Annotated in this window: 13 protein-coding genes and 3 pseudogenes; 6 read left to right on the top strand and 10 right to left on the bottom strand. The window is 69.3% G+C overall.

The features are described from left to right. Positions 1–210: 210 nt before the first annotated feature. From BJF85_RS30180 to BJF85_RS14465, 4 genes and pseudogenes are all read right to left on the bottom strand, one after another. Positions 211–875 (bottom strand): annotated as a pseudogene (locus BJF85_RS30180) (FGGY family carbohydrate kinase); the annotation flags it as partial. Positions 876–897: 22 nt separating this feature from the next. Further along, the gene (locus tag BJF85_RS30175) at positions 898–1371 is read right to left on the bottom strand and encodes an aldehyde dehydrogenase family protein (RefSeq protein WP_255375641.1); all 474 of its coding nucleotides are present in this window, start codon (positions 1369–1371) and stop codon (positions 898–900) included. 82 nt (positions 1372–1453) lie between these two features. After that, positions 1454–2275, bottom strand: a pseudogene (locus BJF85_RS31460) (aldehyde dehydrogenase); the annotation flags it as partial. Between the two features lie 223 nt (positions 2276–2498). Then, the gene (locus BJF85_RS14465) at positions 2499–3212 is read right to left on the bottom strand and encodes a FadR/GntR family transcriptional regulator (protein ID WP_075848153.1); all 714 of its coding nucleotides are present in this window, start codon (positions 3210–3212) and stop codon (positions 2499–2501) included. Between the two features lie 193 nt (positions 3213–3405). On the opposite strand from BJF85_RS14465, the gene BJF85_RS14460 reads away from it, so the two are divergent. The 3 genes from BJF85_RS14460 to BJF85_RS14450 all read left to right on the top strand — a co-directional run bounded on the left by BJF85_RS14460 (position 3406) and on the right by BJF85_RS14450 (position 7664). After that, positions 3406–4605 (top strand): fumarylacetoacetate hydrolase family protein, encoded by a 1200-nt coding sequence (locus tag BJF85_RS14460; RefSeq protein WP_187346918.1) that lies wholly within the window; start codon positions 3406–3408, stop codon positions 4603–4605. Next, entirely contained in the window at positions 4602–5558 is a 957-nt protein-coding gene (locus tag BJF85_RS14455) for a C-terminal binding protein (RefSeq protein WP_075848151.1), read from the top strand. Before BJF85_RS14460 ends, BJF85_RS14455 begins: the two co-directional genes overlap by 4 nt. Before the next feature lie 186 nt (positions 5559–5744). Then, entirely contained in the window at positions 5745–7664 is a 1920-nt protein-coding gene (locus BJF85_RS14450) for a calcineurin-like phosphoesterase family protein (protein WP_075848149.1), read from the top strand. 9 nt (positions 7665–7673) lie between these two features. Here the strand turns inward: BJF85_RS14450 and BJF85_RS14445 are convergent, their stop codons facing one another. Continuing rightward, on the bottom strand, positions 7674–8618 hold the full coding sequence (locus BJF85_RS14445; RefSeq protein ID WP_083666394.1) for a hypothetical protein: 945 nt from the start codon (positions 8616–8618) through the stop codon (positions 7674–7676). Positions 8619–8716: 98 nt separating this feature from the next. On the opposite strand from BJF85_RS14445, the gene BJF85_RS14435 reads away from it, so the two are divergent. Next, a complete protein-coding gene (locus BJF85_RS14435) occupies positions 8717–8839 on the top strand; it encodes a ribosomal protein bL36 (RefSeq protein WP_075848227.1) in 123 nt (40 codons plus the stop codon). Positions 8840–8914: 75 nt separating this feature from the next. Here BJF85_RS14435 and rpmF read toward each other — a convergent pair whose 3' ends face one another. Together rpmF and mrf are read right to left on the bottom strand one after the other, a co-directional pair. Further along, positions 8915–9079 (bottom strand): 50S ribosomal protein L32, encoded by a 165-nt coding sequence (gene rpmF, locus BJF85_RS14430; RefSeq protein ID WP_075848143.1) that lies wholly within the window; start codon positions 9077–9079, stop codon positions 8915–8917. A 59-nt stretch (positions 9080–9138) separates the two neighbouring features. Further along, positions 9139–10403 (bottom strand): annotated as a pseudogene (mrf, locus tag BJF85_RS14425) (ribosome hibernation factor-recruiting GTPase MRF). 137 nt (positions 10404–10540) lie between these two features. On the opposite strand from mrf, the gene BJF85_RS14420 reads away from it, so the two are divergent. Further along, entirely contained in the window at positions 10541–10966 is a 426-nt protein-coding gene (locus tag BJF85_RS14420; RefSeq protein WP_075848141.1) for a nitroreductase family deazaflavin-dependent oxidoreductase, read from the top strand. 95 nt (positions 10967–11061) lie between these two features. Here BJF85_RS14420 and BJF85_RS30160 read toward each other — a convergent pair whose 3' ends face one another. The 3 genes from BJF85_RS30160 to BJF85_RS14405 all read right to left on the bottom strand — a co-directional run bounded on the left by BJF85_RS30160 (position 11062) and on the right by BJF85_RS14405 (position 12515). Further along, a complete protein-coding gene (locus tag BJF85_RS30160) occupies positions 11062–11307 on the bottom strand; it encodes a hypothetical protein (protein WP_255375638.1) in 246 nt (81 codons plus the stop codon). 166 nt (positions 11308–11473) lie between these two features. Next, entirely contained in the window at positions 11474–12196 is a 723-nt protein-coding gene (locus BJF85_RS14410; protein WP_075848139.1) for a WXG100 family type VII secretion target, read from the bottom strand. A 1-nt stretch (position 12197) separates the two neighbouring features. Beyond that, positions 12198–12515, bottom strand: a complete 318-nt coding sequence (locus tag BJF85_RS14405) for a hypothetical protein (RefSeq protein WP_083666392.1) — start codon at positions 12513–12515, stop codon at positions 12198–12200. A 104-nt stretch (positions 12516–12619) separates the two neighbouring features. Here BJF85_RS14405 and BJF85_RS14400 point away from each other — a divergent pair, with 104 nt between their 5' ends. Further along, positions 12620–13168 (top strand): hypothetical protein, encoded by a 549-nt coding sequence (locus BJF85_RS14400; RefSeq protein ID WP_139320631.1) that lies wholly within the window; start codon positions 12620–12622, stop codon positions 13166–13168. The last annotated feature ends 212 nt before the right edge of the window (positions 13169–13380 follow it).

Here is a 13380-nt window from a genome sequence, read left to right as displayed (position 1 = left end):
GTGCCATCGGCCCGGTCCGTTGCCGCAGGAGACCTGAACCCTGCCGCTCGGGATGTGTGGGCAGCTGGCCGCTCCACCCGCGACGATGCCCGCGGTCCCGATGGTGAAGCCCACCGGTCCGGGGTCGATGAGCCCCATCGCCGTGGTCTGGATGACGGCGTCACCGCCACCTCCGTAGACCTGGATGCCTTCGGGGACGTTCCAGCGCCGCGCCAGTTCCGGGAGGAGGGCGCCGGTCGCGTCGATGGATTCCACCGCGTCCGGCAGCAGGGCGCGATCGATGTCCAGCAGCGCGAGCAGTTCGTCCGACCAGGCGCGCCGCGCCACGTCGAACAGTCCCGTGCCGGAGCGTCCGAGACGTCCGTGACGTGGTTTCCCGTCATCTTCAGGCGCAGGTAGTCCTTCGGGTTGAGTACATGCGCCATCCGCGCGAAGAGTTCGGGTTCGTTCTCCCGGAACCAGATGATCTTCGGTGCGGTGAAGCCGGGAAGCATCCGGTTGCGGGTCATGCGGATGAGCTCGTCGAGCCCACCGGCGCGCTCGGTGATCCGATCGCACTGCTCCGCGGCGCGCTGGTCGTTCCACAGAATCGCCGTCCGCAGCGGCTCGCCGTCGGAGTCCAGGGCGGTCAGGCCGTGCATTTGTCCACAAAGGCCTATGCCCGCGACCTCCTGCCCTTGTTGCGGCAGCGAGGCGGTCACCGCGGCGATCGCCTCGTCGGTGGCACGCCACCAGTCGGCGGGATCCTGTTCCGCCCATCCCGGACGGAGGTTGTGCACCGGGTAGTCCCGGGAGTGCTTGGCGACCACCTCACCCGATTCGGATACGGCGATGACCTTGCACGACGATGTGCCCAGATCGATGCCTATCAGCATGGTTCGACCGTCCTTTCGCGCCTCATTGCGCGTTGTGGCGAAGCCGGATGTGCTTGAGCTGCAGGTAGTTCTCGAGTCCTTCGGGACCGTGTTCGGAGCCGAAGCCGCTTTCGCGGCGGCCCCCGTAGGGCGCGTTGATGATTCCGGCGTCGACGTTGTTCACCGCGACGTTGCCGAAGTCGAGGTCGCCGGCGAGCGTGAACGTCTCCGTCGTGTCGGTGGTGTAGGCGTAGGCGGCCAGGCCGCCGGGTGCGGTGTTGGCCCGCGTGATGGCGTCGCCGAGGTCGGCGAACCGGGCGACCCCGACCAGCGGGCCGAACGTCTCCTCGTGCATGACCAGTGCCTCGTCCGGCGCGTCGGCGACGACGGTCGGGCGGAGGAACAATCCCGCCGAGTCCGGCCGCGGCGGTTCGCCACCCGCGACGACTCGCGCCCCCTGCGCGCGGGCGTCGGCGATGTGGTCGAGGGTGCGCCGATACGTCTCGGGCATCGTCATCGCGCGACGTCGGCGTCCGGCTGGGCGAGCCCGTCGGCAACAGTGAGCGCGTCGGCCGCTTGGCTAGCCCCGCGACGAACTCGTCGTACACCCCGTCCTGGACGTAGATCCGGTTGATCGCGATGCAGATCTGCCCGGCGTTGCGGAAGGATCGCCGGGTGGCGCCCGCGATCGCGGCGTCGACGTCGGCCCGGTCTGTGACGACCATCGGGCAGCTGCCGCCGAGTTCGAGCGACAGTCCGGTGATCCCGCTGACGGACCGGTAGATGGCCTGTCCGGTGCGCATCGAGCCGGTGAACGCGATCTTCGCGACGTCCGGATGTTCGGCCAGTGCCTGTCCGGTCTCGCCGTCGCCGTACACGATGTTGACGACGCCCGCGGGCATCGCCTCGGCGACGCACTCGGACAGCAGCTGCGCCGAGCCCGGGGTGTACTCGGACGGCTTCAGCACGATCGTGCAGCCTGCGGCGGTCGCACCGGCGAGCTTCCAACCGGCGAGCTCGATCGGGTAGTTCCACGGCACTATGCCGGCGACCGGCCCGATCGGCTCCTTCTGCACGATGCTGAGGAAACCGGCCGTGTCGTTGGGGATCGTGCGGCCGAAGACGCGTTCGGCCTCCTCCGCGTAGTAGTGCAGCGCGGCGACGAACTTGGTGACCTCGCCGCGGGCCTCGTTCAGTGGCTTGCCCTGCTCGCGGGTGATCGAGGCAGCGAACTCGTCGACGCGGGTCGCACACACCTCGGCCAGTCGATGCAGGTGACGGGCGCGTTCGGCGGGCAGGGCCTTGCGCCAGCTGTCGAACGCCTCGGCCGCGGACCGCACCGCCGCGTCGACGTCACGGGCCGTGGACCGGGGTGCGGTGGCGGCCGGACCGCCGGTGGCGGGATTCCGCCGATCGATCATGCCGCCGCCGGTGTCCCGCCAGTCCCCGCCGACGAAGTTCCGGCACGTGATCACGTCGGTGTGATGCTGCATGGTGCTGTGTCCGCTCTCATGGACGGCGGATCCGGGTGTGCGTGCGGTTTCGGCTGACGCCGTCCGGGGCGCTCCGGATCCGTCGATTTGTATGATGATCGGACTTTAGCCGTGGGCGCGCATCGGCCGCAACCCATTGAGGGCCGGTGGTTCAGGCGGGGTCGTCGACCTTGCGGTCGGGCGCCAGGCGGTCGGCGTGCCGCATGATCCGCCGCAGGTGGTTCTCCGTGGCGAACCGCGCCCGGGACGGGTCACCTGCGGCGATCGCGTCGGCGATCTCGGCGTGCTCCCGCACGGTGTCGGTTGCCTCGGACGGGTACGCGGGTCCGGACGAGTATGTCTCGCGCAGGAAACCGTTGATCGGCTTGATCATCAGCGAGAAGAACGGGTTTCCGCTGGCCCTGGCCAGGATCTCGTGGAACGCCAGGTCCGCGTCGAGGAACTTCTCGCGTACCTCCGCGTTCGCGGCGAGTCGGTCGTTCTCCGCGTGCATGGCTTCGAGGTCGGCGTCCTTCCGGCGGGCGGCCGCGAGGACCGCCATCTCGACCTCCAGCACGAGCCGCAGCTCGAGCAGCTGCTCGAAGCTGCCCTCGCTGAGCCGTAGCAGCAGGGAGTACTGGTCCGCGATCAGGCGGCCGTCGAACTCCGACACGACCATGCCGCGCCCCGGCTTCACCGTGACGAGTCCTCGCTGGACCAGCAGGCGGGCGGTCTCGCGGACCACCGTGCGACTCACGTCGAACCGGTCGGCGAGTTCGGCCTCGGTGGGCAGTCGCTCGCCGACGGGCAGCCGCAGGATCTCGTCCTGAAGCGTGTCGGCGAGGGTCTCCGGAAGCCGCCGTCGGACGCCGTGATCGAGGTTCATAGCACGGTTCATAGCACGATTGTATGGGTCGTCGTCGACTGTATGACGATGTGTGTGCCCTGGTTGCCGCACGAAAGGCTGATATACGTGGGCCATCGGCCGGGTTCGGAGTGGAGATTCACGCCTGGTGCGACCTAGTAATTGTATGACAAACTGACATTTGCTGGATCGACACGGCAGGGAAGGCACACCCGTGAAGCTCACCGACTACGCCAGTACTGTTCTCCCGCACGACGCCGACAGGGCAACCCTCGTGGCACGCGTGCACGACCCCGGCAGCGGAGGGCCGTGCGTTGCGGCGCTGCGCGGGGATGTGCTCGTCGACCTCACCGAGGTTGCACCGACGGTCTCCGACCTGTTGGACCGGCCGGACGCCGTCGACGTGGTGCGCACCGCGCGGGGATCGCGCAGCTGGTCGCTCGCCGACGTAGTGGAGGCGACGTTCGACAGCGACCACACCCGTGCCCGCCTGTTGGCACCTGTGGACCTCCAGGTGCTCAAGGCCGCGGGCGTGACCTTCGCCCGCAGCATGATCGAGCGGGTCATCGAGGAACGAGCGGCCGGCGACCTGCATCGCGCCGAGGAGATCCGCGGCAAACTCGGCGAGTTGGTCGCGGGCCACATCTCGCAGGTCGCCCCGGGCTCGGAGGAGGCCGCGCGGGCGAAGGAACTGTTGGTCGCCGAAGGCCTGTGGTCGCAGTACCTCGAGGTCGGAATCGGTCCGGACCCCGAGATCTTCACCAAGGCACCGGTCCTCTCGGCCGTCGGCACCGGTGCGCAGATCGGCGTTCTGGAGCGCTCGACCTGGAACAACCCCGAACCCGAACTGGCCGTCGTGGCCGATTCGCGTGGCGCCCCGGTCGCCGCCACGTTGGGCAACGACGTCAACCTTCGGGACTTCGAGGGGCGCAGCGCACTGTTGCTCGCCGAGGCGAAGGACAACAACGCATCGTGCGCGCTCGGCCCGTTCCTGCGCCTGTTCGATGCCGAGTTCGGTCTCGACGACGCGCGGGGCATCGACGTCGAACTCGAGATCACGGGCCCCGACGGGTTCTCGCTCAGAGGTGTCAACCCGGTCAGGGAGATGAGCAGGGACATCCGCGCCCTGCTCGAGCATGCGCACGGCCCGCATCACCGCTACCCGGACGGGTTCGTGCTGTTGACCGGAACGATGTTCGCGCCGACCGAGGACCGTGGCGTCCCGGGGCAGGGCTTCACGCACAAGGTCGGTGACATCGTGCGCATCTCGTCCCCGAAGCTCGGGGCATTGGTCAACGAGGTCAACACTGCCGAGGCCGCGCCGGACTGGACCTTCGGGATCCGCGCGCTGTATGGCAACCTCGCCGCACGCGGCCTGCTGTCCGGTGTGCGGGGACAGGAGGTTCCGGCATGACACGCGTCGTCGTCACCGATCATGCCTTCGGAGATGTCGCCGATGAGGCGGCGGTCGCCGAACGACACGGCGCCGAGTTCGCGGTACATCAGTGTCGGACCGAGGAGGAAGCCGTCGACGCGGTGCGCGGTGCGGACGTCGCGTTCGTCAACTTCGCACCGACGACCCGCGCGGTTCTGTCCGCGATGGCCGACGGTGCGGCGGTGATCCGGTACGGCATCGGCTACGACAACGTCGACGTCGTAGCCGCGACCGAACTCGGGGTCACGGTGGCGAACGTGCCCGACTACGGCGTCGACACGGTCGCCGACCACACCCTGGCGTGCCTGCTGACGCTCCTACGCAGGTTGTCGAGGTTCGACCGGATCGTGCACCGGGACGGCTGGTGCGCGCCCCGGGACCTCGGGTCGCTGCCCGGGTTCGCGAGCACCACGATCGGCCTCGTCGGGCTCGGGCAGATCGGCTTGGCAGTCGCCAAGCGGCTGGCCCCCTTCGGCTTCACCGTGCTGGCGCACGACCCCTACTCCGACACCGAGACGGCCGCCGCGCACGGTGTGCGACTGTCCGAGTTGGACGAACTGCTCGGATCGGCCGATGCGGTCTCGTTGCATGCACCGCTGACGGCCGAGACCGACAAGCTGCTCGACGCCGCTGCCTTCGAGCGGATGCGGAGGGGTGCCTACCTGGTCAACACCTCCCGCGGAGGCCTCGTCGACCAGGAGGCCCTCGCCGACGCCGTCGAATCGGGACAGGTCGCCGGTGCCGCGCTCGACGTGTTCGACCCGGAACCGCTCGCGCCGGACTCCCGGCTGCGCGTGCTTTCCGAGGTCCTGTTGACACCGCACGCGGCGTTCTTCTCGGACAGTTCCCTCGCCGCACTCCAGCGGTTGGCGGCGGAGGAGGCCGACCGCGCACTGTCGGGCAAACCGCTGCGCTGCCCGGTCCGACCGTGAGGTGACGGCTGGGTGAACGTTGGGCCTTCGGTGCGCGCTCCGTGGCCCGAACCTACTAGCGAACGGTCTTCACTTTCTTTCCTGTTCGCCGTTTATGCGGGGTCCGTTCAGGTCTGTCCGGAAGGGTGACAGGTCGCCGGCCATCCGGTCGGCCACGTGGTCCCCGAGTCATCGGAGAGCAAACCCATGGGAGAGCGCAGAACCGTGAAGGCGGTGGTCGCGGCGTGTTCGGCCGTGGCGTTCGCCGCAACGTCCGCGGCGGTCGTCGCCCCTGCCGCCGGAGCCGAGGAGCAGGCGCAGCAGCAGGTTCGGCAGGCGACCCAGCAGCAGGCAGCCCAGCAGCAGGGTCAGCAGGCGCAGACTGACGAGGACGTCTACCGCGGCGAGGTCGAGGTCGTCCGCACGCCGGACGAGCGGGCCGACTCGAACGTCCTCACCGGCAAGGTGTTCCTGGACGAGAGCCAGGATTCGGCCAGTGACGGCGAAGCCGGCGTGCAGGGTGTCGTCGTGTCGAACGGCCGCGACATCGTCCGCACCGACAGCGAGGGCCGCTACCGGCTGCCCGCGTTCGACAACATGACCGTGTTCATCACGCAGCCCGAGGGCTACGAGGTTCCGGTCGACGAGTACAACGTCCCGCAGTTCCACTACAACCACCTGCCCGAGGGTTCGCCCGATCTGAAGTACGGCGGCATCGCCCCGACGGGTCCGCTGCCGTCCGCGGTCAACTTCCCGCTCATCGAGAGCGACGACACCGCGAACCCGGAGCAGAGCTGCATCATCGCGGGCGACCTGCAGACCTACGACCGCACCGAGGTCGAGTACGCGCGCAAGGGCGCGATCGCCGACATGGCCGCGCGCGACGACTACGCGAGCTGCGGTTCGCTGTTCGTGGGTGACATCGTCGGCGACGACCTGTCGCTGTTCGACGACGTCAAGGACCTCGCGCAGATGACCAACGGTCCGGCGCGTTTCCTCCCGGGCAACCACGACCTCGACTTCGACGCCGAGACGCCGGGCCACTCGCTCGACACCTACCGTGCCGAGCTCGCGCCGACGTACTACTCCTACGACATCGGCAACGTGCACTTCGTCGCGCTGAACACGGTCGAGTACCCGTGCAGCCCGAGCGAGGACAACATGCCCGGCCTCGGTGAGCGCTGCGACGACCCGGCCGGCAACCCGCAGTACAACGGTGCCATCGACGACCAGCAGCTCGCGTGGCTGGAGCGCGACCTCGAGCAGGTCGACCGCAACAAGCTCATCGTCGTGGCCAGCCACATCGGCCTGACCAACTGGGTCGACCAGACCAGCCCGATCCACCAGGTCGACCAGGCCGAGCAGGTGTACGAGCTGCTCAAGGGCCGCAAGGCCGTCGCCGTGTCCGGCCACAGCCACACGGTCGAGAACATGAAGGCAGGCGACGCGAGCGAGGGCTGGCAGGACGTCGCGGGTGTCGACAAGCTGCCGTTCCCGCACATCACCGCCGGTGCGATCTCGGGTGACTGGTACTCGGGTGAGGTCACCGAGAACGGCTACCCGACGGCGATCGGCCGCGACGGTGGTCGTCCGGGTCTGCTCACGCTCGACGTGAACGGCAACAACTTCCAGGAGCGCTACACCGTCACCGGTGAGGACGACTCGGTGCAGACGCAGCTCGGCATCAACAGCCCCACCTACCGGGACTGGGCCGAGGAGCGCGAGGAGTGGAACGACAACCCGCAGGGTGAGGCCCCCGAGTTGGACGAGCCGCTCGTCGTCAGCTCCGAGGATCTGGCCGGCACGACGTGGTTGACCACCAACTTCTGGATGGGTGCCACGGGGTCCAAGGTGGACGTCAGCATCGACGGCGCGCCGGCGAAGAAGGCCACGCGCACGCAGGAGATGAAGGGCGAGGAGCGCAAGATCGGGCTGGAGTACTCCGACCCGTACGCCGTCTCGCAGCAGCTCGTGCACGGTGGCAGCACGGCCGACTCGGCGATGCACCTGTGGCGTTTCGAGCTGCCGGCCGACCTCGAGGTCGGTGAGCACACCGCCGAGGTGACCGCGACCGACTCGTACGGCCGCGAGTTCACCGACACGCTGACCTTCGAGGTCACCGAGTAAGCAACACGGTTATCGGCGCCGGGCGCCGAGCAGACACGATCCCCGGTCGGGCGTTTCCGCTCCCGGCCGGGGATCGTCGTGTGCGGGCCGGAACTCGGCCGTGACGGGAATGCCGTGCCGCTCGAGGAGACGGGTCGCGGCGCGGAGCCGGTCGGCGACGTCGGGGAGCCGGGCGCCGAAGATCAGGCCGGCGACGTTGCCGCTGTGCGCGACCTGCACGCCCGCGGCGCCGGTGTCGTCGGCGATTCCTTCCAGCGTCGGCAGTTCGGGTTTCGGCAGGATCGACTGGTTGAGGCGGGCGCCGGTCGTGCACACCCGCCCCACGTCGGCGACGTCGGCTGCGACCAGGGCGCGGCGCAGCCGGCCGCGCAACTCCTCGAACGCCGGGATGTCGGCGGCCGCCGGTTCGGGCAGCGCGAGCGTGTCGACCGGCGCGCCGCCGCCGGTGACGCAGCCCAGGACGCGCATCGGCGGCAGGGGCGCGAACGCCTCGAGTGTCACGGCGTCGCGGTGGGCGAACAGCCGTGGCCGCGGGCCGAACATCACCGGGTCGCACGCGTCCTCGGCGCGAACGGCCAGTTCGGCGACGACCTCGGGGGTGAGCGTCGTGCCGCGGTAGGCGGCGACGGCGCGGATGGCCGCGACGGTGTCGCTCGTGGACGAGCCCATGCCGGCACCGACCGGAATGTCGCCGCGCAGGACCAGATGTCCGCCGGGTAGGTCGTCGCCGGCCGTGAGTCGGGCGGCGCGCAGGGCCTTGCTGCGGTCGGCGGGCGTGACCGTCCAGCGGCCGGCCGGGTCGGCGCGGAACTCCGCGTGCACGTGGCGGTGCAGGGGCAGCGTCACCAGTGCGCGGCGCGGGCGGCCCTCGGCGTCACGGAAGACGCCTTGCAGCAGCTCACCGTGATGGCAGCGTGCGCTGCCGCGTCCTGTCCGCGCGTCGGGGTCCTGCACGGGCCGACCCTAGCCGATGGGGCCGACGGCCCGGGTCCGCTGCAAATGAAAACCATTATCGATTAGACTGAGTGGACCCGACGTCGAAGGAGCAGGTGATGAAGGTCCGCAGGTCGCTGCGTGCGTTGAAGCAGAAGCCGGGCGCGCAGGTCGTGCGCAGGCACGGCAAGACACTCGTGATCAACAAGAAGAACCCGCGCTACAAGGCGCGGCAGGGCTGACCGCCGGGACGACGACGGGGGTGCGGTCGCCGTGACCGCACCCCCGCGTTGTGTCGGATGTCGTTTGTGGGTCGTTCAGTCGTCGCCGTAGCGGCGGTGGTAGTAGGCGACGAGCCGGCGCGGAACGAGCTTGCGCTCACCGCGCACGACGATCGGCACCAGGTCCGGCGCCTTCGCCTTCCACTGGGAGCGGCGGGCGCGCGTGTTGGCGCGCGACTTCTTGCGCTTGGGTACGGCCATGGCGGCGGGTGTCCTTTCGGGATTCGCGGGTCGACTGTCGTACGGGTAGGGGCGGCGGGTCAGCCGTCGTCGGATCGGGGGCGTCCGCCGGGTCCGTTGTGGACGGAATCGACGTCGGACAGTTCGAGCTCGGTGTCGTCGCAGGGTTCCTCGTGCCACGCCCCGAACGGATCCGGGTAGCGCGCCCACTCGTCACGCCCTGCCGCGAGCTCGGCGTCGGTGAGTAGGGCGGCGCGCAGCGCGGCCTCGATGGTGTCCGGATCCGCGTCGTGCGAGAGCACGACGATCTCCTGATCGCGGTCCCCGAACAGCGGGTCCCAGCGCAGCGACGCGAGCGTGCGGCGCTCGGGTGTCACGTCGTTCCAGTCGGGCGCGTCGGGGGAGTCGAGCCACGGGCCGAGGTGCCCGACTCCCAGCCCGCCGCCCGCGGATTCGAGCCACAACGCGACGTCGGGCTGGCTCGCGATCCACACGCGCCCGCGGGCGCGCAACACTCCGTCGAGGAGGACGTCGATGGCGTCATGGAGGCGCTCCGGGTGGAACGGCCTGCGTTCGGTGAACACGGTGATCGTCATGCCGCAGTCGGCGTGCAGCGGCGGCTGGCCGCGCAGCAGCGCGCCGTGCGGATCGTCACCGGCGCCGCGGCGTGCGTCGGCCGGCACGGCGGCCAGCAGTGCGTCGAGGTCGGTCACCGGCAGTTCGAGGATCGGGGCGGACGGGGCGGTGCGCTCGAGGACGGCCGTCGTCCTGGCCGCCGACCACGCGTCGTCCGGGCGGCCCGCGCACACCACGACGTCGGCGAACTCCGCCTGTGCCAGCGCGACGTGGGCGATCGTGCGTTCGTCGTCCGGCGAACCGTGCAGACCGCGCTCGTACATGGTGTCGTCGCAGGTGACGTCGTGCAGAAAGCTGCGGGCGTCCACGGCCGCCACGACGGCCGCGATGTCGACGTCCTCGCTCACGGTGGTCTCGCCCAGCACCACGTGCCGGACGGCCAGGCACACGTGCTCGGGGTCCATGGCCTCGTCGAGCTGCAGGACGATCCGCTCGCGCCCGGGTCGGCCGCGAGGCGGCGCAACAGTGGCAGGAGGTCCTCCCGCACGGTGCAGGCGACGCAGCCGTGGGCGAGTTCGAGGGTCGCCGTGGACTCGTCGGTGCCGCGCAGGACGCTGCGCAACACCACGCCGGACGACACCTGGCGCAGGTTGTGGGCGACGAGCGCGGTGGCCGGATCGCCGCCGGCCAGGCGCAGCGCGACGTCGCGGTCGGCGTCGGGGCTGACGCCGCTGACGACGATGACGGGAGTTCGATGCGGGTCGGTCACAACCCCACACCCTAAACGATACTGAAAACCATTACCAATAAGGGTGTGCTCGGGGCTGTGCGGTCTGCGTTCGCGGAATCGGCGGGGCTGCGTGAGAGTGGGGGAACGCACTCCCGCGAGCGGAAGGATCAGTGAGCATGACGAGCGTCTCGGAGTTCAACCAGCGCATCATCGAGGAGTTCCGCGCGAACCACGGCGAGGTCGGTGGGCAGTTCGCGGGCGCGCCGCTGTTGTTGCTGCACACCGTGGGCGCGCGCAGCGGCGAACCGCGGCTGAACCCGATGATGTACCTGGCCGACGGCGACCGCTACCTGGTGTTCGCGTCGAAGGCGGGCGCCGACACCAACCCCGCGTGGTACTGGAACCTGCGCGCCCAACCGCACGCGAGGATCGAGGTCGGCGACCTCGAACTGGACGTCGAAGCGGTCGACCTGCCCGAACCGGAGCGCACCGAGAAGTACCGCGAGCAGGCCGAGCTCTACCCGGGCTTCGCCGAGTACGAGAACAGGACCGACCGCGTCATCCCGGTCGTAGCCCTGACCCCCTTGGAGCAAACCCACTGACCCCACGCCGTGTCAGCACCCCGCGTCGCCGTGTCAGCAGTTGGCGTCGCCGTGTTGGCACCTCGTGGGCGGGGTGGGGCGTCGCCGAGCGCGGGCTACTGCAGCCAGGAGCGGTCGCTGAAGTCCTCGTCGTCGGGATCGTCGTCGTCGTCCGACGACGACGCGGCGGCGTCCTCGCGGAGCTGTTCGAGGCCTTCCTCGCCCTGCCGGCTCAGCTCCTCCTTCTCCTCGTCGGAAAGGTTGCGGTACGTCTCCGCGCTGGGCCGCGAGCGGATCCAGGGCGCGGGAGAACTCGGGCAGCCGCATCGTGTCGCGCAAGCTCCGCCGGCCGGACAGGACATCGTCGACGAGGCTCTTGAACTGTGGATCGTCCACCTTGCTGCGCAACACACCCAGCGTGTTCCTGAGGTGCTTCGACATCGCTGCGTCCCCGCGCGCGACGTCAAGAGTGGGTTCCGGTTCGGGCGTGCTCATCAGCTGACTCCGCTTGTGCCGTGACCGGACATCTCAGTCGACGCCCGGATGGTTGTAGTTGCTTTCCGGCAGGGCCTGCAATTCTGCGTCGTCCAACGCTCCCAGATACCCGGCGACGATCCCGACGAAGGCCTGGCACGAGTTCCACGCCGTGGTGTGGGCGGTGAGCGCCTGGCCCCAGACGCCGATGGCCTTCGTGATGGTCGCCGCCGCCGCGGCACCGGCGAGGATCGGCCCGATGACGGTCCAGCTGCTCGCCGCGGCCGCCGCAAGCTCGAGACCGATCGCGATCGCCAGGTCCAGGAGCTGTTCGAGGAACCCCTTGACGGCCTTGGCCGCCTCGTACATGCCGACGGCGACGGTCTCGATGTCCTTGCTCAAACCGTCCAACACGTCGATCTGGCCGGCGATCGTGTCCGCGACCTTGGTGAAGTACTCCCCGGCCGCGTCGTGCGCGTTGCCCGCCCAGCCCTCGCCCACCGCGGTGAGGCCGGTGCGGATCTCGGCCGCGAAATCCTCGTTGAACTTGGCGAGGTTCCCGACGGCGACGCCGGCCTTCTGCACGGTCTCGAAATCGCCGGCGAACTTCTCGGCGGCCCATTCGCCCGGATTCACCCCGGTGATCAGGCCCAACGCCTCGCCGACCCAGTAGGACACGCTGATGTACTGACTCGCGCCGATGACGTTCTCGACGAGATCCGGGATCGGGTCCGACGCGGTCGGCTCGGTCAGCTGTGCTGAGGGTGCGTCGCTCATGTCACGCGCCTGCCTCGGGGTAGGTGTTGTCCATGCGTTCGGCCTCGGCCTTGTCCTCGCTGTCGTAGAGCATCGCGGCCTTGTCGACCTCGGTGGCCGCCGAGTCCTGCAGCTTGCGCAGCCGTTCGTAGTTGTTCCGCAGCGCCCCGCGGGCGTCGTCGAGGACGCCGACGATCGTCTGGAAGATGCCGGATTCGCCCCGGCCCGCCTGCACGTGGTCCTCGGCGTAGTCCCTCGCCTTGGCCGCGTCGCCGGCCAGCGCATTCAACGACTCGCCGAAATCGCCGATGACCTTGGCGTCGGCATCGAAACCGCTCATGCTCCTCCGTTCCGTCTGGCGCCGCTGTCGGGTCGCTCACCGAGTAGACTCCTGCGGGCGCCGATCCGTTCCCCTCACGGACGCCAGAGTAGAGAGTGATCCAGGTGACCGATCTTGTCACGTTGCCGGCCGAACTCGTCGGTCAGCCGGGACACGTGTCCAGGCACTGCACCCGGCACGGCGAGCCGGCCGCGCGGTACCGCGACTTCAAACTCCAGTCGTCCGTCAAGCTCGAGGGCAGCAGGTGGTGGTCCGCCAACGTCCTGACGATGTCCTCGGACGCCGGGGATTACGCGAAGAAGGTCAAGGTCGCCGAGGTCACCGGATGGCCCCTGTGTTCGCGGTGCTTGCGGATGCGGGCTCGGTGGATGGTTGTCGCCGCCGTGCTGTTCTACGGCGGGTTGCTCGCGGTCGCGTCGCCGTTCGTTGCCGCCATCTTTGTTGACGTTCCCGGGTGGATGGCCGGCGTCGGGGCTGCAGGGTTTGTTGCCCTGCCCGTTTCTGCCTGGCCGTTTTCCCGCGGGAGCATTCCCCGGGTTATCGGGGCCCGGACATCGGCTGACGGTGCGTTCGTGGTTGTCCGGTCACCCAGTTCCGAGTTCGTCTCGGGGCTACCGGATGGGGAGTGGCATCGGGGCGGTTCTGGTCCGTAGGGACGCCCTGGGGCGCCTTGGGGGCGTGTTGACACGCTGCGTCGCTGTGTTGGTAGTTCGCGTCGTTGTGTTGCTGATGTGGGGGTGGGGGTGCCTCGCCGGCGGGCAGGTCTCTGGGATGTTGGGTGGCTTTGCCGCCGGGTGAAGTGTCATCCCTCGACCTCCGGTTTTCGTTTATCATCCCTCGACCTCCGGTTTTCGTTTATCACACT

The sequence above is a fragment of the Saccharomonospora sp. CUA-673 genome (assembly GCF_001942305.1).
GTDB lineage: Bacteria > Actinomycetota > Actinomycetes > Mycobacteriales > Pseudonocardiaceae > Prauserella.
This window is presented reverse-complemented; position numbering and strand designations above follow the sequence as displayed.